This is a genomic window from Candidatus Uhrbacteria bacterium CG10_big_fil_rev_8_21_14_0_10_50_16, assembly GCA_002774875.1.
In the GTDB taxonomy this organism is placed as follows: Bacteria; Patescibacteriota; Patescibacteriia; order UBA9934; family UBA11717; genus UBA11717.
In genome coordinates this window covers 72,912-92,755 of sequence record PCYM01000002.1, presented here as the reverse complement: position 1 = coordinate 92,755, position 19,844 = coordinate 72,912, and the positions used below count along the sequence as shown (strand labels likewise).

Here is a 19,844-nt window from a genome sequence, read left to right as displayed (position 1 = left end):
TTGTTCGTGTTATACTTTGATTATCTATGCCTACTACCAACAAAAAACTACATGCGTTACGTAACCGCCTTCTCTCGTGGACGGAGGGCGCACGCGCGAGCTCTTGGACGCTTATTACGCTCCTTGTTTTGATGCCTGTAACGGTCATGCCGATTTTTGCGGATTTATTTGGGCCAATCAAACTTGTCCTACTTTATGTTCTTACGTCATTTGCCGCTTTTGCCTGGATGGCACATGTCTACAGAACGCGCGCGTGGTTCCATCGGGCCGGATGGATGCTGTGGTTGCCAGGGTTCATGTTTTTTGGCGTCGTAATCTCTGCTATTGCTTCTTCTGCAGGCTTTGCTAGCTGGATTGGTGCTACGGGTCAAGGATTTACCTCCGTTGCGTCCGTGCTCTGTTTATTATTTGTTTATTCGTTAGCATTAGCGGAAGGAGAAGGTTCTACGTATATTCGTCGATATTCACTTGCAGCCATGGTTGGCATTCTGCTTGCCTGGGTTGTTTCCTTTCTGGCGATTGCGGGTGTGCCTGTGATTGGTATGCAAACGTTCTCTGGGTTTAGCACAACAGGCACGTTTGAGTCGCTAACACTGCTCGGCGTTGCTCTCTCGTTGCTTGCTGTTGGTATTTGGGTTTCTCAAGATACAAATACGCGTGACACATGGCTGCCAACACGTGGATGGCGGATGGCATTTGGGATTGTAGGCGGGGGGCTACTCATTTGTACTGCAATTGGCATGATCCTCACGGATACGTTGCCTACACAGGTCGCTCTGCTTGTTGGAAGTGGCGTCTTTGTGGCTCTTGGACTCTTTGATCCAAAATCATTTGCAAGGCCTGCGCGTGTACTGGCTCCGATGTTGCTCTTTGCATTCTCACTTATCCTACTCATTGTTCCAGTTCCATGGACAAGCAGTATTCCTGTTGAGGCAATGCCAAACTACGTCACAACGGCAGCTATTGCGATAGAAACATTAACGGTTGATGGGCCGTTTGGATCGGGCCCTGGAACATTTGGGAATGATTTTTCCCGCTTTAAACCAGGATTTGTCAATCAATCACCGTTTTGGAATATTGCGTTTGACCATGGTGGATCTCATCTTCTGACACTGTTAGCAACATGGGGGCTGATCCCGTTTTGTCTCCTTGTACTGTTTCTTGGCTGGGTCTTATCCAAAACGCTCGTGGCCCTTATTTGGAAACATAACAAGGAAGATTGGCAAACCATCGCGGTTCTCGCGAGCGTTTGGATAGCTCTTACAACAGGTCAGGTTCTGTATGCTTCGGATTTGCCGATTCAACTCGTGTTCTGGCTTGTTACCGGATTACTTTTGGCGCACCTCATGAAGAAAACGACCGTCATCCAAGTGCAAGCGCATAGTCGAAGGGCATTGCTTGTTGCATTTGGCTTTATCGGCTTGGGCGTACTCTTTATCTTTGCACTTTTCTCCTCTCTTCAATGGATGACGAGTGAGGTATTGATTGCGCGTGCCATACAGGTACAACGTTCCGGGGGTTCAGCAGAGGAACTTGTGAGTCTCGTTGGAAGCGCAGCTGGCACAAGCCGTTGGAATGCTGGATACACGCGCGCACTTGCAATAGCACACGTGAGAAATCTCAATACACTTGCGGGGGGAGACGTGACGGAAAACGCAGAGGCCATGACGCACGCCGCTCAATCGGCAATCGCGATGGCACAACAGGCGATTGCTTTAGACCCGGCAGATGTAAGAAATGTTCGGGTAGCTGCAGATATTTACACGGCATTAATACCGATCATTGCCAATTCTGATGTTAAGGCGGTGAATGCACATCGTTATGCACGTAATCTTGACCCAGCGAATCCGTTACAACATCTAGCACTTGCACGGGCTCTCCTGACTGTTGTTGATCGGGCTATAGACTCACTGCCTGCGGGTGAGGAAAAAAATCAGCTCCTTACGGATCTCCTTGTAGAAGCAGAACATGCCGTTAATGAATCGCTCACCCTACGTCCAACTTCTGCTGGCCTGTACACGCAAGCGCTTGTCTATGATCGACAAGGTAGACTGCCGGAGGCGATAAAGCAGATCGAGGTACTTATTTTACAAACACCAAACGACGCTGTTCTCCGTTTTGAACTCGGTGTGGTTCAACTGCGTGCTGGGAATAAGGTAAAAGCAATACAGGCGTTTGAAGGGGCGTTGAAATATGCGCCGACTTATGCGAACGCAAAGTGGTATCTGGCCGGGCTGTACGAGGAAGAGGGGAGAGTTGACGAAGCTATAACACAGTTGCAAGATTTGCTTGTAATGAATCCCGAGGATCGAACGGTAAAGGATAAACTTTCCTTGCTCGAGCGTGGCTTGGCGGAGGCAATGGTTGTCGAAGATCTTGAGCCGCTAGTCGTTGAATAGATTGATTGACGAGATCAGTTAAGAGCACCAGCATTGCAAGATGTTGGTGTTTTTAGTCTGCACATGTCTGTGTGTTGGATCTCATTTAAGCCGGATTTGCCACGATCGTATGCATTTACACGTAAATTATTTTGTGGGTGATAAGAGAACAAGTGATCAATAAAGCTGTCTTCCGAGTGCGAAGGGTTCTGGCAAACGTTGTGACGAGGGTTTTGTATAAAAAGGGGCTCAGTACTTTAAGTGAGCATGCATCATCTAGTAATGTAGAAGCGAAGGGTTGTGTTTAGAAAAAGGGACAATCATATAGAGACGTACAAGACTTACTCCTGACCAGCTGTCTTCTGAGTGCGAAGGCACGAAGACGTGTCTCTACTTCCGAGTCCTTTGTAGACACAACCCGAGCGACCCTTGATTTGTGCCCCCAATCTGCTATACTCCTGCGGTATGTTATCAGTCGGCATCGTCGGACTACCAAATGTTGGCAAGTCTACACTCTTTCGTACACTCACAAAAAAGCAGGTCGACTGTGCCAATTTTCCGTTTTGCACCATCGAGCCTAACGTTGGCGTGGTAGAAGTGCCTGACGAGCGACTAAAACCTCTTTCGAATGCATCAAAGTCTGAAAAGTGCATTTCGGCGGCCATTGAGTTTGTGGACATTGCCGGTCTTGTGCGTGGTGCGTCTAAAGGCGAGGGGCTTGGGAACAAGTTTTTGGGTAATATTCGCGAGGTCGACGCTATTTGCCACGTGGTTCGTTCGTTTATAAATGAGAACGTGGTACATGTAGACGGAGCGGTAGACCCTGTGCGAGACGTCGAGACGATTGAGTTGGAGCTTGCACTTTCTGATCTTGAATCAATGGAGCGTCAGATTGATCGTCAAAAGACCAAGATGAAGAGCGGGGCAGACAAGGATGAAAAGAAACGTTTGGAACTCATGGAGCGTATCTATGCGGTGCTCGCAGAGGGACGTATGGCCACAACCGTGGAAATGACGGATGAGGAACGCACTATGGCAAAGTCTCTCTTCCTTCTCACGGGCAAGCCAGTGATTTATATTGTGAACGTGAGTGAGCAAGACGCTGCAGACCCAAACTGGGTGTCGCCGTTGGGAGAAGGCCGAACGGCATTACCTATCTGTATTCAGTTAGAGTCGGATCTTGTGGAATTGTCTGAGGAGGAGCGTGTAGAGTACTTAGAGGCGGTTGGTCTCAAACAAACAGCGCTCGATCGTCTCATTCGTACCGCATTTGAGACGTTGGATTTGATCACGTACTTTACGTCGGGCGAAAAAGAGACACGTGCTTGGCAGATTCCACGCGGGCTTAAGGCCCCACAAGCCGCAGCAGTGATTCACACGGATTTTGAGAAGGCGTTTATTCGCGCCGAGATTATTTCTTTTGAGGATTATGTTACGCTTGGTCGTGTTGGATCGCGAGAAGCGGGACGTGAGCGAATTGAAGGCAAGGAATATGTGATGCGCGATGGAGACGTCTGCTATTTTAGATTAAACAGTTAGTATGGATGCCTTCTTTATCCTTGGAACGCAGCGAGACATTGCGCGCGCCGAGATTCAAACAATTGTTGGCGATGTGACCACGGTTGTAGACGTGGAGGATGTTCTCATTGTCGGCGGATTTAGCGGCAACCTCACGGTTTTGCAGAATCAATTGGGCGGCGTTGTAAAAACAGGAGTGATTCATGCGTCGGCTAAGGATCAAGATGAGTTGATAGATGTTCTCACGTCGCTTATTGCAACCCTGCGACCGGGGGACACAAAAATTAAGTTTGGTGTGAGCGTATATCATGGCGGACATCGTGGAAAACTGACGGCATTACGCACGCAATCAGAACGTATTGGCCTAAAAGTAAAGAATGCCCTTAAAGCACAGGAGCGATCCGCGCGTCTTGTGACATCTAAGATTCCGGTATTGTCCTCCGTTATCGTCAAGAAGCAAAAGCTCATGGAGGAGGGGATTGAGTTTTGTTTGTTCCCACAGGCGGAAGGGATTTTGGTCGGTATCACCGAATCTGTGCAGGACTTTGAGGAGTGGGGAGCACGCGATTTTGGTCGCCCAGAACGTCACACAAAACGTGGCATGTTGCCGCCAAAACTTGCGCGATCTATGATCAATCTCGCAGGTGGAAATGTGGAGGATACGTTATTGGATCCATTTTGTGGTGTTGGAACGGTGTTAACCGAGGCGCTGGCGCTGGGATACAAGCACCTTATTGGAAGTGACGTGGACCCATTGGCTGCAGAGGCGACACGCGTTAACGTGGCGTGGGAGTCAGAGCGTACGGGTGTGGAGGCAGATACACGTATTTTGCAAACAAAGGCAGAGGCGATTGGAACGTTTGTGGCGCCAAAGTCTGTGAACCTGATTGTGACAGAAGTGTTTTTGGGCAAGCCGCGCACAGGGCACGAGGATCGCATCTCGCTTGAGAAGCAGTTGGATCAACTCTTGGAGATTTACACAGATAGTTTCCGTGCGTTTACATCGATTTTAACCGAGGGTGCCAAGGTGGTGATTGCACTGCCTGCCTATGTGGTGAACGGAACCGTCATTGAACCGCGTTTTGTGGAGCGAGCACAACTGTTTGGCTTTGAACTGTTGCCGTTTAAAGGTGTAGAAACAACTCGATTTGGCGCATTGCGCTACGGACGAGAGGATCAGTTGGTGTTGAGAGACATCTATCGATTTACCTTTAAACAATAGGGCGCCTTCTGGGCGTTCTTTTGTTGCGGCATGTATTTATCTCCCATCTCTCCTACCAGACCCCGCCGACTTGACAGAAAAGGCCAAAAAACGTATTCTCCCACCGACTATTACTAGTCCATAGCCTCGTTCGCGAGGTTTCCTACGACCCTTAAGCCCGTAGGACGAACATTTACTATGATGACGTACGAACTCATGTACATCATCCCGGCTACCAGCACGGAGGAAGAGGTTGGGAAGCTCAAGGATGAAGTGTCAGCACTCGTCGCAAAGCATGGAACAGAATCCTTGCGAGATGAGTCCTTTGGTAAGCGTAAACTTGCCTATCCGATTCGAGGTATTCGATACGGATACTACGTACTGGTCTGCTTTACGGCAGAGGCAAGTAACGTAGCCGCATTAGACGAAGAATTGCGTCACGATGCCCGTGTGCTCCGTCACATGATTGTAAAAGCGCTCCCAGGTGCCGAGAAGGCGGAAGTAGCTTTGCCCGAGTACGAGATTCCAGAGATGGGACGACGTCGTAAGCCGGGTACATCTAGTGATGCACCCGCACGCACGAAGAAAACAGAAGCGGAGGTAGAGAAGGCCGTTGAAGAGACAAAAGAAGTAACGGAAGAAGCCCTCGCAAAGAAGATCGACGAGATTCTCGAGTCAGACACAGAAAAACTCTAACCGTTTCCGTCTCAATTCAATAACCTCATTCTTACAACTATGATGAGCCTTAATCGCGCGCAACTCATTGGTAACCTCACACGCGATCCAGAATTGCGCACAACGCCTTCTGGTCAGTCGGTAGTGAACTTTGGTGTTGCAACCAACCGAGCCTTTACCGATCGTGAAGGAAAGAAGCAGGAGCAAACAGAATTCCATAACATTGTTGCTTGGGGAAAACTCGCGGATATTATTTCGCAGTACTTAACCAAGGGACGCAAGGTGTTTGTAGAGGGACGTTTGCAAACGCGCGAGTGGGAAGGACAAGATGGTGGAAAGCGTCGCACCACAGAGATTGTGGCAGATAGTATGATCATGTTGGGTGGTGCAGGTGGTGCGTCTACAAACCTGTCAGCTGCAGCCGGATCCACACCGTTTGACGATTCCCAAAGCGAGCCTACAAGCTCTGCGCCTTCTCCAGACCACATTGAGGAAATCCAAGTTGAAGATATCCCATTCTAATATGAACAAAATTCCAGGAAAGAGCGTGCGCAAGCCGTTCACCTGTCCCAAAGCGGACGAAATTGATTACAAGGACATTGGTCTTCTCCGACGTTTCCTTTCTAGCTACGGAAAGATCGTTCCTCGCCGTCGTTCCGGTATCTCGGCAAAGCAACAGCGTGCAATGGCCCGTGCCATCAAGCGAGCACGTATCATGGCGCTCGTCCCATTCGAGAACAAATAAGCATGACGGCCCTCAGCGGGCCGTTTGTTTTTCATGAATACAAAAGACAAAATCATTTTACGCGACAAGGTAGATAAAACGGTTCGAGCGTTTTTTGAGTCGCGTTGTTATTTGGAAGCTCAGACCCCGCGATTTGTGCCGTGTCCGGATATTGAACCGACATTGTCGCATTTTGAGTCTACGCTGGTAACGGCCACGGGCGAGATGTATAAGGGTGCCATGATCACCAGCCCGGAGTACGCACTGAAGAAGATTGTGTCGGCAGAGATTCCGCGAATATTCGAGTTTGCACGTGTCTTTAGAAATCATGAGCCCTTGGACAAGACACACAATCACGAATTTACCATGTTGGAGTGGTATCGATTGGGCGCAACACTTGCCGAGGGAATTGAGGAGACTATTCAACTCGTTGACGCAATGACGTTTGCCATTACAGGCGGACATACCATAAAACGGGATGAAAAAACGATCTCCATGAAGCCGGAAGATTGGACGATTATAGATGTAGAGGAACTCTTTAGACGTCACTGTGGGATGGAGACACTGTCGCAGGTCACGAAGCAGGATTACCAAGCGGCGTTGGATAGGTTGGACATGGACTGGCAGCCAGACGACACGATCTCAGATCTCTTTCAACGTCTTATGCTGAATCGTGTGGATCCGGTGCTGCGCGAATCGTCTGTGCCGATCATTATCCAACATTACCCGTCGCATGAGTCGACACTTGCACAGATTAATGCAGAGGGGTATGCCGAGCGGTTTGAGGCCTATATTGCCGGATTAGAACTGTGTAATGGCTATGCAGAGCTTACCGATCCGGTGGAACAGCGTCGCCGATTTGTGGAGGAACAGCGAGAACGCGAACGGTTAGGGAAAACATTGTTCCCAATCGACGAAGCTTTGTTGGAGGCGTTGAAAAAGATCGATCAGCCGCTCTTTGGAAACGGTCTCGGGTTGGATCGGTTGATTATGGTGCTGGGTGGGTATACGAGTATCGAGCAAGTGCTCTTGTTCCCGGGGATTCAACTCTTTCCTCCAAGGAATGATTGAGGCGATGATCATAAATAATTAGCATGAGTGTATGGCAAACGTATCAGAAATTGGAAAAGGATCTGTCATTCGATGGAAAGATGATTTGTGGGTAATTAACGAGTTTCAACATGTGAGCCCCGGAAAAGGGTCTGCCTTTACGCGCATTAAGCTCAAAAGTATTGCAACAGGGAAGACCGTAGAAAATACGTTTAAAGCTACCGAGCAATTGGAGTTTGTGGATGTGCAGCGTAAGACCATGCAATACCTTTATGGAGATTCCGAGGGTGTGACACTTATGGATTTAGTGTCGTACGATCAAGTTGTCGTTGGAAATGATATTTTGGGAGACGACAAAAAATACCTAATGGAAGGATTACAAATCAGTGTGTCCATGTACAACGACCAGGCGATCGCCATTCAGCTTCCAAAGAAGGTGGAATATGTGGTGGAACAGACGCAACCGGCAGTAAAAGGGGATACAGCTTCTGGAAATGTGCAAAAGGACGCAGTGATGACCAATGGATTACTTGTGCGTGTGCCAATCTTTATTAAAGAAGGAGATAAATTATTGATCAACACAGACACGTGTGAGTATTCTGAGCGCGTAAAATAGACAAAGTGATGCCCCGGCCTTGAGAGAGGTCGGGGCTAGTTTTTTTCCTCCAGAGACACGAGCCAACGATCAATTTGCTGCCAGCGCTCCGTGAGTTGGGGTCCGTAGGCGCTGGCGGAATCGGGAAGTTGCCCGTTCACGAGGGTGACGTGCGCATGATGTGTGCTGCCCACTACTCGCCAGGCGTCCAACTCCGTGTGCTGAGGCCGGGTCATACCGTGGGCTACTTGTATGCGCAGGGGAGCGTAGCCGAGAACCTCTTGCAACAGGGAACAGATGGTCCAAGATCCTCCAGGCCTAGGTTGCAGGACGCGTTGCCAGTTGGCGCTCAGTTGCATGTTCTGTTCCTGTCGCTTGGCATCGGTCGGACGTGTGCCGTCGCAGAGAATCACGTAGACGCGGTCTCGTGAAGCTTGTCCTTGCTGGTGGATGTAGTCCTGGATGGCGCCGAGCGCCTGTGTGCGGTCGCTGCGGTCGATCAAGATGATACGACCGATCTTCTGCATCGTCCGGACGATCAGCCACTTGGCCAGCCAGTGATCCGTCAGCTCGATCTTGCCCACGAGCACTACGTTCCTGGAAACGTACTTGAGCGCCGTATGGAACCCTAGAAACATCTCCATGAACGAGCCGTGATTCATCTCCACGACTTTGGACGTCTGCGTGGCGAGAGCATTCGCGTCATCTTGTACGCGGCTGGCGATCCCCATACACACGCGATAGACAGGCAGAGCGATTGATTCCAGCCACAGAAACGGCACGAGTACGAACGGGCTGTCTCGCGAGGTGTCGCGGACAAACCTCTCCCTCACAGGGACTCCTACCAAGATGACGGCGGCGTAGAACGCGGTCACGAGGACTCCTACGGTCAGGCCAACGCACATACGAACAAACGCACAAAGTAAGCGAATTGTTTTCATGTTACCTCCGTCGCGAACGTACCAATTTTAGTCACATGCGTCAAGACATATGGGTGCCTTATTGATTCAATACAAACCAAAACACGGGATGATTCCCGTGTTGGTGTGCACGACAAGGCTAGTAGCGGTTTAGGCGTCTTCGTTGCTGGTCTCCCCTGCTTCTTCCTCTGAAGGCTCTACCATGTCTTTGATCGCCTTCTCTGTGGCAATACGCACCTCCTTTAGAAGTTTTGGATTGGCGCGCAAAAAATGCCGTGCGTTTTCTCGTCCTGTTCCTAATTTCTCCTCTCCAAACTTGTAGGTGTGTCCTGATTTTCCAATAGATCCGTACTCGACTCCCAGTGTAAGCAAGTCTCCCGACACGGAAATTCCTTCGTTATACATGATGTCAAACTCGCAGGCTCTGAATGGTGGAGCAACCTTGTTTTTGACAATCTTACATCGTACGCGGTTGCCGATAATCTTCTCTCCTTGCTTAATTTGTGCCGCACGTCGAACCTCAATACGAATCGACGAATAAAACTTAAGAGCGTTTCCACCCGTTGTGGTCTCTGGGTTTCCAAACATCACGCCAATCTTCATGCGGATCTGGTTAATAAAAATCACGGTTGTTTTGGACTTGGAGACGATACTTGTGAGTTTACGTAGCGCCTGACTCATAAGTCGCGCCTGTAATCCCATGTGGTTTTGTCCCATGTCTCCCTCAATCTCGGCCTTTGGTGTAAGGGCGGCCACGGAGTCAATGACAATAACGTCCACCGCGTTGGATCTAACAAGCGTCTCTACGATCTCTAATGCCTGCTCACCCGTATCGGGCTGGGAGATGAGCATCTCGTTAATATTAACGCCGATCTTTTCTGCATAATCTGGGTCAAGCGCATGTTCTGCATCCACGAACGCAGCAATTCCTCCTTCCTTCTGCACCTCTGCCACAATGTGCTGTGCAAGCGTGGTTTTACCAGAGGATTCTGGTCCGTAAATTTCAATGATTCGACCACGAGGAACACCTCCAACGCCTAATGCTAAATCAATACTTAAACACCCTGTAGAGATTGCGTCGACCTGAGAAATTTTCGCTTCACCAAGTCGCATAATGGATCCATCGCCAAATCGTTCGCGGATTTGAGAGAGTGCCTCTTCTGCCGCTTTAAACTTAGCTTTTTGGTCCTCCTTTTTGTCTTTTTGTGCCGTTGCCATATGTTTGTTATGTGTAATGGGGAGGGTCTTTGTCGATACTTTACAGCAAAACCCCCGACCTCCCAAGGGGAGAACGGGGATAACCTCTGTGTCAAGATCGTGGTTGTGAATAAACTCCTCTACGGCGCGCGGGCGGATCCAATATCTTCTAAGAAGACAGTACGGCGGATTGTTTGGGGTTGTCCGTACTTCTTGCGGGCAATAACTTCTATGGTATTGAGCCCGCGAGTAAGAGTGAGCCGTGTCTCAAATCTTCCAGTTGGATCGGTGAGTACGGGATCGTTGTTGACGGTAATTTGTACCTCGCTGTCCGTCTGACCGGCTACGGTAAGTGACGCAATGGTTGTCTGAATATCTTGTTGAGGTGTGTCGAGCAAGAGGTTTGGAGGTGCAAGTAAATTGTGCAGTTGGAACCCGATGTAGAGAAATAAGAGTCCAATGACGCAGGCAAATCCGGCGGCCTTTGCCCATGTTCGCCATTTGCGAAGAAGACGTTTTCCGGTTCTTTGGCGCGGAATGCGGAGTTGATCAGTGACCGCCGAGCAACTCCCACACTCCTCCTCGTAGCGCGCAAGAAAATAGGTAGCGTCGCCATGGATCGCAAGGACGAAAAGCTTTAAGAAGTGTTTTGCGTAGAGAGGGTCGGGTAACAGGTGATAGGCATCCGCCTCAAATGCCTCCAAATATTTACGTTGAATCTGTGTTTGTGCGGCAACGACGTCCAAAGAGATTCCTTGTTTTTTTCTCAAGGATTTGAGAGCTGCACCCGTTGAGGCGGTCGATAATTGTCGGATCAAAAAGGCCATATATTGTTTCGTTAAGAAACAATCTTAGCGATCATCCTCATCCTCGTCTTCCTCCTCAAACGCATCGTCTTCATCGGAATCTTCTTTATCTTCATCCTCATCTTCAAACCGTTCATTTCCACCCAAATATTCGTCGTCTGTGTCGGAATCCTCATCGGATTCTTCTGTATCTTGATCATCCATAAACACGCCGTGCGGCTCCTCTTCCGTGTTCGCGTCACCTCCATATAATTCATCGACAGAACTGATAAGCACTTCACGTGGCTTGGACCCTTCTTGCCCGCTGATTGCCCCGCGATCCTCTAAAATATCCATAATGCGTGCGGCACGAGAATATCCAATCTTGAGTCGTCGTTGCAACAAAGATGTGGATGCTTTGCCGGATGCAATTACCACCTCTAGTGCATCCTCGAGCAATGGATCATTATCCTCTCCATCCAAGACTGTCTGGCCGTTTTTATGATCTTCCGTAATATCGTAGTTATAATCTGGTACGGATTCATCTTTCAGCGCTTTAACAACCGCCTTAATTTCCTTGTCGGACAAGAAAGCGCCCTGCATACGTCGAGCTTTAGACAAACTTGGACTCATAAAGAGCATATCTCCGCGTCCAAGCAGCTTCTCTGCTCCGGCATAATCTAAGATCGTGCGTGAGTCTGTTTGCGAGGCCACGGCAAAGGCGATACGCGTTGGAATGTTGGCCTTAATGGTCCCCGTGATCACATCAACGGATGGTCGCTGGGTTGCAAGAACAAGATGAATTCCAACGGCACGTGCCATTTGCGCGATTCGCACAATCAACGCCTCCACATCTCGGGACGCCTGCGCCATGAGGTCCGCTAACTCGTCAATCACAAACACGATGTAGGGCATCTGCTCGTCATGTTTTTTGTTGTAGTCGGCGATGTTGCGCATACCGGCGAGGGACAAGACGTCTAATCGACGTTCCATCTCGCGCACGGTCCACTTAAGCGCATTAATTGCGTCTTCCGATTTTATGATCGGTGGCACGAGCAAATGTGGGATGCCCGTGTAGGCAGGTAACTCCACACGCTTTGGGTCCACCATAATAAACTTAAGCGTGTCCGGTCCGTGTTGATAGAGCAAACTCACAATAATATTATTCAAACACACAGACTTTCCAGACCCTGTCGCACCCGCCACGAGTAAGTGAGGGGCCTTCTCCAATCCTGCCACCCAGGCTTTTCCGGTAACGTCCTTTCCGAGCGCAAACGTGAGGTCCGTGTCAGCTTTTCTAAATGCCTCCGAGTCAATGAGACTGCGAAGAGAAACGGGAGCAATGGTTTTATTTGGTACTTCGATTCCAACGAGTGAGCGCCCAGGGATCGGCGCTTCAATTCTAATAGGATGTGCTGCAAGTGCAAGCGCTAGGTCATTTTGAAGCGCAACGATGCGGGCGATTTTAATCCCGTGTGCGGGTCGTAATGCATATTGTGTAATGGTCGGACCAATAGCCACATCCACCACCTCTACCTCAATGCCAAAATCGGCAAAGGTCTTCTCCATGATTTCCGTATTCTTCTTAATGTTTCCAGAATCTGGCTTCTTGGTGCGGTCCTCTAATAAATCAAGGGGGAGCTCCGTACGTTTTATGCGCTTTGTTATAAGCACGGTCTCTTCTGCGCCCTTTTGTGCGCGTGCAACAAGTGCTTTGAGACGCCCTCCTTTCTTGACAGGGGCGTCGTCCTCCAACTCTTCCTCATTGTCTTCTGCCTCCTCCAATTCTTCTTCGACGAATTCCTCAAACGGCTCCTCTTCTTCGTCCTCTTCCTCTCCCTCCTCATCTTCCCGACGGAAGCTTGCAAACAAGAGGGCAAGATCTTCCCAGGACGCATGCAACATGAGCACGAGACCACCGGCAAGGAATGCGCACGCCACCACAAAAGTTCCCCAGAATCCAACGGCCATCGTGCCGAGTTGCTGTACAACGAGTCCTAGGTATCCGCCACTTGCGGCGAGCACTTTGTCACTAATCTCTGCATGGTTGAGGGTAAAAAGATCAATAATGCCGGTAAGCCCGAGGAAAAAAACAATACCACCCACATAAGTCCACGAGGTGACACGCTCGCTATTTGGCATAATCAAACCAAAGGCAAAAAGAACAAGTGCCAACGCTGCTACGAGCCGCGTCCATCCAAACAAAAGTGCCATGGCCTGGTCAATGTATCCGCCTGCAAGACCCGCAAGTTGGAAGGCGGATAAGATCATAATCACGCCGGTTGTAAGGAGCACAATAAACATGAGGCCACGCTTTGTTCCGTTGGATAACTGGCTAAGGAATCCTCCACGTGATTTTGATGAGCGTTTTCGGCGTCGTTTTGCCATAGACAATAAGAGAAAGAGAGGTGATGGGGTAAATGAAGATCCTCGTAATGTGCGTATTCTAGCAAAATTTTGCGCGAGCAGAAAGTGTGTCAACAACTATCTATAATACTTCTACGATCAAATTACTTCGCCAGGCACCCTTATCTTCAAACACATGCGTTTTGAGAAGATTCGCGCTGTGGCTCCGTCTTTCAAAACACACGTGTTCTCGGGTTGCGACAGGGCTGGATTTGATCTGATCAGATCGTCTGTAGAATCTTGCTAAATAAATAGGATGACTTCGCGGAACTCGCAATGACAACCAACACAAAACGAAGCCCCCTCACTGCAGTGCAGGAGGGGGCCGGTCGTAGTCTGATCTGACTCAACCCAGGACGGGGAGCCTGTTCTCTCGCACGTGATCAGGATCGTGCGGAGGTTGGGAGCGGCTGGGGGCTCAGGCCTCGTTGTTGGGCTTGGGCTTCTTGCCCTTGCCCTTCTTCTTGGCGGCGGGCTCGTTGGACGAGCCCGCCGACTTCTTGGTCCCCCCGATCATGGCGTTGGCCATGATCCCGAACTCCTCGGGCGACTTGTGCTCCCAGGACTCGATCAGGCGGTCGGTGACCGACATTGGAGTCCGTGCTCGGAGCCGGCGGGTGGTCTTCTTGGACCCCCCGCCCTTCTTCTTCTTGCCCCCGCCGAGCGCCTTCCTGGCATCGGCGTCGGAGCGCTCCTCCTTGAGCTTGCGGGAGCTCAGGGAGACGCTCCCCTTGCTCTTGCGAGGTGAGGCGGGCTCGAGCTTGATGCTCTTGTCCGCCACGAACGAGACCGTGGCGGAGAACCGCGTCACGATCTCCCACCTCTGCCACACTTCCCAGTCGGTGGGGAGGATGGAGAGGTCCTCCAGGAGGGCGTAGCCCACCCAGGGGCGGAGGGGGACGTAGCCCATTTCCTCCACCAGTTGGGCGGGATCACTCCCACCACGGGGGGCGTAGACCAGGAAGTGGAAGGCGCCCCCCTTCTGCTGGGGGATCTCCTGCCCGCTGATCGGGCAGGTGCCGTCCTGCTTCAGGATCCGGTCCACCCGGTAGGCCCCCTCGGGGGTCTGCCGGGTGTTGAAGGGGATCAACTTGACCCCGTTCACGGACCGGTTGGCCCAGTTGATGTCCTGGAGCACCTTGGCCTGTTCTTCCTTGCGGCCCTCGTCCGTGAGCTCCGCGGCGACGGCGACCACCGTCGTCTTGTCGTAGTCGGTGGCGTCCAGGCAGAAGGCCCAGTCGCCGATGAGGGCAATGTGGCCCCAAGCCACCTTGCGGCCCTCGAGGGATTCCTTTCCCTCGAACTTGTCGTGGAGCCTGTCCCAGTCCACGCCCCCGTTGGGGTGGCGGGCGATCTTCCGCCCGCCCTTGACCACGGCGCCGCCCGAGAGGCGGCGGCGAAGCTCATTCTTGAGCTTCGTGTAGCGGGCGACGCCCACCAGCTCGTTCCTGAGCCGGTCGGTGACGGCCGAGGCCACTGGCGCCCACAAGGGGAGGATCCAGACCTTCCCCTTGGGGTTCCGGTTGATCAAGATCCGATCGTAGTGCACGGCATGGGGGCCGTGCAGGACCATCGCGTCCACCATCCCCCGGAGGGGGTGGTTGGAGTTGAGCGCCCGGAGGGCGTTCAGGATGGCGCGGCCGTCCATGACGACCGAGTTCTCGATGGTCTCGATCCCCTCGGCCACCACGCGGGTGGCAAAGGGGCCGGACTTGACGTAGGCCTCCTCCAGGAAGATGCCGGCCATGTGGCCGCCCTCCTTGAGGAACTCCTTGGCCAGCGCCACGAGGGCGACGACCAGTCCGGGGATGATCGCGGCCCGGGCCGCGAGGTTGGCCGCGTGTGCGGCGGCCTTCTTCTCCCGTTCCAAGCGGGCCTCGTCCTCGACGATGTCCGCCACCTGGGCGGAGCCCGTCTTGATCTCGATCTTGGCCGCCGGGGGCGCGGTCGCGGTCTGGACCACCTCGGCCTTGGGTGCCGGGACGGGGACGGAGGCGTCCACCGCCAGCCGCCCCGAGGGGACGGCGACGGATCCGCCGAAGATGTCCGCCACCTGGGCGGTCACCCTCGGCTCCTTGGCCGCCGGGCGCGCGGTCTGGACCACCTCGGCCTTGGGAGCCGGGGCGGCCGTGCTCACGGGCGCGGTCTTGGTGATGAACCCCAGGCCGGACTCTGTCCGGACTACCTCGATCCCCGAGGGGAGCGCGAGGCGCGTTCCGATCTCGGCGACCTCCAGCAACCCGAGGGTCCGGATGTCCCCGAACGAGAGCCCGGTGGGCATCTCCTCGCTGACCTCCTCGTTGTCCGCCAGGCGCAGGCGGATCGGCATGGTCTTGCTCATCTCCCTCTCCTCTTCCACGGCATTGCCGCAAAACGTGCCGTACACGCGGCGACGTATCAAAAAAGCCAACTTCCCCACCACGGGGTTGCAGGCTAAATATGGAAAGAACGCTCGTTCTCCCACCTCAACACAGAAAATCGCCAAAAACGACAGGTTTCTGGGGTGAAGCGGGAAACGCCTGCTGTATCACAGCAGATTGAAGGGGATGAATGTAGGTTTACCAAGGTAATCTACATTCGCGAGGCATCTGTTCGGAGAGAGTGAGTGAGACCCAGTTTCACCGATAGATGACTCAAGAACACTGTCGCCATGCTAAACGAATCTAGCCGGTTTCCAACGCTCCTCTTCCTCCTTCAATCTAATGTTATACAGGTTTTAATGAACGGCCGAATGTACCAGAAAAAGCAGATTTTGTCAAGGTATAGTTATTCGCCTAGTATTAGCTAAATATTGATTGTTCTTGACAGAATACTTGCTCATGTTTGACAAATGTGTCTTTTCGCTATAGTATTGCAACGCTCTTGACGGATCTGTCTTGGTCTGCTGATCCGAGCGGACTCAGGTCAAAACTCACTAAATCCTAACCCCCATTCAGTGAGTTTCATCCCCATGCTAAACGCTCTATCCGCTTTCGTGGCGAAACGGATATTCAGCGTCGCTGCACCAATATTAGGCAAGTAACAGCTGTTTTCCCTTGTTGAAAACAGGTTTTTTGTTGTTCTGTCCACCTTTTGGTGGATGGACATGCGTAGAGCGTAGGGTGCCACCGGTAACTCATAACTTAAAGCCCGGTATGATTTTTAAACGTCTTCCTATTCAGGAAGCAGATCGTCGTGTATTCGGAGCGGCTCCAGATGCCATGGAATTGCCATTTTTGGCAAGTATCCAGCGCGATTCTTACGAGTGGTTCCTGACCGACGGTATTGCGGAACTATTTAAAGAGATTAACCCCGTCACGGACTTTATTGGCCGAGACCTGGAGTTGACTCTCTTGGATCATTATCTCGACGAACCAAAATTCGACGAGGTTACCTCAAAAGAGAAAAACGTAACGTACGAGGCTCCTTTGCGTGTGCGTGCGGTGCTTAAAAACCTTCGTACAAACGAGGAAAAGGAGCAGGAGATTTATTTGGGTGACCTTCCTGTTATGACAGGTCGTGGAACCTTTATTGTTAATGGTATTGAGCGCGTAATCGTTTCACAACTCGTGCGATCAAGTGGGGTCTTCTTTACCTCCAACGCAATTCGCGGACGTCGCTACTACGGTGCAAAGATTATTCCAAACCGTGGTGCTTGGCTCGAGTTCGAGACAGATGCAAACAACGTGATTTGGGTAAAAATCGACAGAAAGCGTAAGGTGGCTGCCACGGCCCTCTTGCGTGCTTTTGGAATGGAAGATGATGCGACGATTCTCAAAGCGTTTGAGGCCGTAAACACGCATCCAATGGCGGACTACATCGAAGCAACCATTAGTAAGGATGCTTCCAAAAACGGGGATGAGGGGTTAAAGGAGGTATACAAGCGTATTCGACCGGGAGACTTGGCAACCGTGGACAATGCCCGTCAGTTGATCCATTCCATGTTCTTCAACTTTGATCGTTACGACTTTGACAAGGTGGGACGTTACAAGTTTAACGTACGTTTTGGAAAGTCGACTGCCAAGGAAGACGTCGCGCCAGAATCAAAACGTATTTTGTCGTTGAATGACTTATTGGAAGTATTGAGCGAGATTATTCGTCTTAACATTACGCAAGATCCACCAGATGACGTGGACCATCTTGGAAACCGTCGTGTGCGTGCTGTGGGAGAGTTGGTGCAAGGACGATTCCGTATCGGTCTTGCGCGCATGGAGCGTATTGTAAAAGATCGCATGTCCACACATGACATTGATACATTGACTCCTGCTCGGTTGATTAACGCACGCCCTGTGATTGGTGCGGTTCGTGAGTTCTTTATGAGCTCGCAGTTGTCTCAGTTCCTAGATCAGGCAAACCCATTGGCGGAGTTGGAGCATAAGCGACGCTTGAGTGCCATGGGACCAGGTGGACTCACGCGTGAGCGTGCTGGATTTGAAGTTCGTGACGTGCATCCTACGCACTACGGACGTATTTGCCCAATTCACACACCTGAGGGTCCTAACATTGGACTTGTGGGTCACTTGGCAAGCTATGCGCGTATCAACGAGTATGGATTTATTGAAACGCCTTATCGAAAAGTTGTCCAAGACAGTAAGGGTGCACGTGTTACAGATGAGATTGAATATTTGAACGCCTTTTCTGAAGAAAAGACGGCAACAACCATCGCGACCACCAAGATGACGGAGGATGGTTACATTATTAAAGACTACGTAGAGGGTCGAGAAGGTGGAGAGCCTCGATTGATTGCACGCGAGCGTGTGCAGCACATGGACGTCTCTTCCAAGCAGATTATTTCTGTTGGAACAGCGTTGATTCCTTTCCTCGAGCACGACGATGCAACGCGTGCCTTGATGGGAACGAACATGATGCGTCAGGCTGTGCCTACCGTGCGACCAGAAGCCCCTATTATTGGAACGGGCGTAGAGGCGCGAGCCGCACTAGACTCTGGTCACGTGGTTCGTGCAACAGCGTCGGGTGTTGTTACAGAAGTAAGTGGCTCGCATGTCGTTGTAAAGGGAGATGAAGGGGACACGCGCTACCGCCTTGCAAAGTTTGACCGTTCCAACCACTCGTCTGGCATGAACCAGCGTCCGATTGTGAACGTGGGAGACAAGGTTGCAACAGGTGCGCCGCTAGCAGATGGTGCTTCAACCAAGAACGCGGAGTTGGCATTGGGTCAAAACCTCCTTGTGGCCTTTATGGCATGGGATGGATATAACTTTGACGACGCCGTGATTGTGTCGAGTCGATTAGTAAAAGATGACACGCTTTCCTCGCTCTATTTGTCACGCCACACGTTAGAATTGCGCGACACCAAGTTGGGACCAGAAGTGCTTACGGCCGACATTCCGAATGTGAGTGAAGAAAAGATTAAAAACTTGGATAGCGAAGGCATTATTCGCGTCGGAGCAGAGGTAAGTTCTGGAGACATTCTTGTTGGAAAGATTACGCCAAAGGGAGAAACGGAATTATCCGCAGAAGAAAAATTGCTCCGTGCGATCTTTGGAGAGAAGGCGCGTGATGTGCGAGACACCTCACTCTACCTAGACCACGGTGCCCATGGAAAAGTGATCGACGTTAAAATCTTCACACGTGAAGATGGAGATAAGTTGGCACCAGGGGTGATCCGATCCGTTGAGGTGACGATTGCAAACTTGCGAAAGATTCAGGTTGGAGACAAGGTGGCTGGACGTCATGGAAACAAGGGAGTTATTTCCCGCGTGGTTCCACAAGAGGACATGCCATTCTTGCCAGATGGAACACCGGTGGATGTGATTTTGACCCCGTTGGGAGTTGTGTCTCGTATGAACTTGGGTCAGATTTTGGAAGTTCACTTGTCGCTTGCGGCAAATGCACACGGTTACCAAGTGGCGACGTTGCCAATGAACGGCGTAAAAGAGCACGAGATTCGATCCGAGCTCGAGCGCGCAGGATTTAACGAAAACGGACAGCAGACGCTCTACGACGGACGAACAGGTGTGGCATTTGAGCACCAGGTGACGGTTGGATATATGTATATGCTTAAACTCGGACATATGATCGAGGACAAGATGCACCAGCGGTCCATTGGTCCGTACTCGCTTATTACACAGCAACCGCTTGGAGGAAAGGCCCAGCATGGAGGTCAACGATTTGGAGAAATGGAAGTTTGGGCATTGGAGGCCTATGGAGCCGCACATACGTTACAAGAGATTCTCACTATCAAGTCCGATGACGTTCCGGGGCGATCAAAAGCGTATGAGTCTATTATCAAGGGAGATAGTGTTAAAAAGGTCAACATCCCAGAGTCGTTCAACGTGTTAACACGCGAGTTAAAGGGATTGGGATTGGACGTGGAACTCCTGCGAGACGGTACTAAGATTCTTGAGCCGCACGAGCGTGATCAAAACGATCATGATCGTGACCGAGCCTAACCC

General features: G+C 51.2%; 17 protein-coding genes. 11 read left to right on the top strand and 6 right to left on the bottom strand.

Features of this window, described 5'->3' with window-relative positions; translation table 11 throughout:
* Positions 1 to 26: 26 nt before the first annotated feature.
* From COV06_02120 to efp, 8 genes are all read left to right on the top strand, one after another.
* Complete coding sequence (locus COV06_02120) at positions 27 to 2,399, top strand: hypothetical protein (GenBank protein PIR47768.1); 2,373 nt, start codon at positions 27 to 29, stop codon at positions 2,397 to 2,399.
* Between the two features lie 444 nt (positions 2,400 to 2,843).
* Positions 2,844 to 3,917, top strand: coding sequence for a redox-regulated ATPase YchF (locus COV06_02115; protein PIR47767.1), 1,074 nt, complete (start codon positions 2,844 to 2,846; stop codon positions 3,915 to 3,917).
* Between the two features lies 1 nt (position 3,918).
* Positions 3,919 to 5,118 carry a hypothetical protein gene (locus tag COV06_02110; GenBank protein PIR47766.1) on the top strand — a complete coding sequence of 400 codons (1,200 nt, stop codon included), beginning with the start codon at positions 3,919 to 3,921 and terminating at the stop codon, positions 5,116 to 5,118.
* A gap of 177 nt (positions 5,119 to 5,295) precedes the next feature.
* Positions 5,296 to 5,793, top strand: a complete 498-nt coding sequence (gene rpsF, locus COV06_02105; GenBank protein PIR47765.1) for a 30S ribosomal protein S6 — start codon at positions 5,296 to 5,298, stop codon at positions 5,791 to 5,793.
* Positions 5,794 to 5,832: 39 nt separating this feature from the next.
* Positions 5,833 to 6,294 carry a single-stranded DNA-binding protein gene (locus COV06_02100; GenBank protein ID PIR47764.1) on the top strand — a complete coding sequence of 154 codons (462 nt, stop codon included), beginning with the start codon at positions 5,833 to 5,835 and terminating at the stop codon, positions 6,292 to 6,294.
* A gap of 1 nt (position 6,295) precedes the next feature.
* On the top strand, positions 6,296 to 6,517 hold the full coding sequence (gene rpsR / locus COV06_02095; protein PIR47763.1) for a 30S ribosomal protein S18: 222 nt from the start codon (positions 6,296 to 6,298) through the stop codon (positions 6,515 to 6,517).
* A 33-nt stretch (positions 6,518 to 6,550) separates the two neighbouring features.
* Entirely contained in the window at positions 6,551 to 7,567 is a 1,017-nt protein-coding gene (locus COV06_02090; GenBank protein ID PIR47762.1) for a hypothetical protein, read from the top strand.
* A gap of 31 nt (positions 7,568 to 7,598) precedes the next feature.
* Positions 7,599 to 8,162, top strand: a complete 564-nt coding sequence (gene efp / locus COV06_02085; GenBank protein ID PIR47761.1) for an elongation factor P — start codon at positions 7,599 to 7,601, stop codon at positions 8,160 to 8,162.
* 35 nt (positions 8,163 to 8,197) lie between these two features.
* Here the strand turns inward: efp and COV06_02080 are convergent, their stop codons facing one another.
* The 4 genes from COV06_02080 to COV06_02065 form a co-directional block, all read right to left on the bottom strand.
* Complete coding sequence (locus COV06_02080; protein PIR47760.1) at positions 8,198 to 9,082, bottom strand: hypothetical protein; 885 nt, start codon at positions 9,080 to 9,082, stop codon at positions 8,198 to 8,200.
* 129 nt (positions 9,083 to 9,211) lie between these two features.
* A complete protein-coding gene (recA, locus tag COV06_02075) occupies positions 9,212 to 10,279 on the bottom strand; it encodes a recombinase RecA (GenBank protein ID PIR47759.1) in 1,068 nt (355 codons plus the stop codon).
* Positions 10,280 to 10,398: 119 nt separating this feature from the next.
* Positions 10,399 to 11,085 (bottom strand): hypothetical protein, encoded by a 687-nt coding sequence (locus tag COV06_02070; protein PIR47758.1) that lies wholly within the window; start codon positions 11,083 to 11,085, stop codon positions 10,399 to 10,401.
* 24 nt (positions 11,086 to 11,109) lie between these two features.
* Positions 11,110 to 12,828, bottom strand: a complete 1,719-nt coding sequence (locus COV06_02065; GenBank protein PIR47757.1) for a hypothetical protein — start codon at positions 12,826 to 12,828, stop codon at positions 11,110 to 11,112.
* On the opposite strand from COV06_02065, the gene COV06_02060 reads away from it, so the two are divergent.
* Positions 12,776 to 13,153 (top strand): hypothetical protein, encoded by a 378-nt coding sequence (locus COV06_02060; GenBank protein ID PIR47756.1) that lies wholly within the window; start codon positions 12,776 to 12,778, stop codon positions 13,151 to 13,153. The genes COV06_02065 and COV06_02060 overlap by 53 nt on opposite strands.
* Positions 13,154 to 13,867: 714 nt before the next feature.
* Here COV06_02060 and COV06_02055 read toward each other — a convergent pair.
* On the bottom strand, positions 13,868 to 15,778 hold the full coding sequence (locus COV06_02055; GenBank protein PIR47755.1) for a hypothetical protein: 1,911 nt from the start codon (positions 15,776 to 15,778) through the stop codon (positions 13,868 to 13,870).
* Here COV06_02055 and COV06_02050 point away from each other — a divergent pair.
* Positions 15,777 to 15,956 carry a hypothetical protein gene (locus COV06_02050; GenBank protein PIR47754.1) on the top strand — a complete coding sequence of 60 codons (180 nt, stop codon included), beginning with the start codon at positions 15,777 to 15,779 and terminating at the stop codon, positions 15,954 to 15,956. The genes COV06_02055 and COV06_02050 overlap by 2 nt on opposite strands.
* Positions 15,957 to 16,353: 397 nt before the next feature.
* Here the strand turns inward: COV06_02050 and COV06_02045 are convergent, their stop codons facing one another.
* A complete protein-coding gene (locus COV06_02045) occupies positions 16,354 to 16,536 on the bottom strand; it encodes a hypothetical protein (GenBank protein ID PIR47753.1) in 183 nt (60 codons plus the stop codon).
* 47 nt (positions 16,537 to 16,583) lie between these two features.
* On the opposite strand from COV06_02045, the gene rpoB reads away from it, so the two are divergent.
* Positions 16,584 to 19,841 carry a DNA-directed RNA polymerase subunit beta gene (gene rpoB, locus COV06_02040; protein ID PIR47752.1) on the top strand — a complete coding sequence of 1,086 codons (3,258 nt, stop codon included), beginning with the start codon at positions 16,584 to 16,586 and terminating at the stop codon, positions 19,839 to 19,841.
* Positions 19,842 to 19,844 lie beyond the last annotated feature (3 nt).

What these genes read in the sequence shown, in the direction of transcription:
- COV06_02120 (PIR47768.1), top strand. Translation starts at nt 27, where the DNA reads ATGCCTACTACCAACAAAAAACTACATGCGTTACGTAACCGCCTTCTC.
- COV06_02115 (PIR47767.1), top strand. Translation starts at nt 2,844, where the DNA reads ATGTTATCAGTCGGCATCGTCGGACTACCAAATGTTGGCAAGTCTACA.
- COV06_02110 (PIR47766.1), top strand. Translation starts at nt 3,919, where the DNA reads ATGGATGCCTTCTTTATCCTTGGAACGCAGCGAGACATTGCGCGCGCC.
- rpsF (PIR47765.1), top strand. Translation starts at nt 5,296, where the DNA reads ATGATGACGTACGAACTCATGTACATCATCCCGGCTACCAGCACGGAG.
- COV06_02100 (PIR47764.1), top strand. Translation starts at nt 5,833, where the DNA reads ATGATGAGCCTTAATCGCGCGCAACTCATTGGTAACCTCACACGCGAT.
- rpsR (PIR47763.1), top strand. Translation starts at nt 6,296, where the DNA reads ATGAACAAAATTCCAGGAAAGAGCGTGCGCAAGCCGTTCACCTGTCCC.
- COV06_02090 (PIR47762.1), top strand. Translation starts at nt 6,551, where the DNA reads ATGAATACAAAAGACAAAATCATTTTACGCGACAAGGTAGATAAAACG.
- efp (PIR47761.1), top strand. Translation starts at nt 7,599, where the DNA reads ATGGCAAACGTATCAGAAATTGGAAAAGGATCTGTCATTCGATGGAAA.
- COV06_02080 (PIR47760.1), bottom strand. Translation starts at nt 9,082, where the DNA reads ATGAAAACAATTCGCTTACTTTGTGCGTTTGTTCGTATGTGCGTTGGC.
- recA (PIR47759.1), bottom strand. Translation starts at nt 10,279, where the DNA reads ATGGCAACGGCACAAAAAGACAAAAAGGAGGACCAAAAAGCTAAGTTT.
- COV06_02070 (PIR47758.1), bottom strand. Translation starts at nt 11,085, where the DNA reads ATGGCCTTTTTGATCCGACAATTATCGACCGCCTCAACGGGTGCAGCT.
- COV06_02050 (PIR47754.1), top strand. Translation starts at nt 15,777, where the DNA reads ATGGTCTTGCTCATCTCCCTCTCCTCTTCCACGGCATTGCCGCAAAAC.
- COV06_02055 (PIR47755.1), bottom strand. Translation starts at nt 15,778, where the DNA reads ATGCCGATCCGCCTGCGCCTGGCGGACAACGAGGAGGTCAGCGAGGAG.
- COV06_02045 (PIR47753.1), bottom strand. Translation starts at nt 16,536, where the DNA reads ATGTCCATCCACCAAAAGGTGGACAGAACAACAAAAAACCTGTTTTCA.
- rpoB (PIR47752.1), top strand. Translation starts at nt 16,584, where the DNA reads ATGATTTTTAAACGTCTTCCTATTCAGGAAGCAGATCGTCGTGTATTC.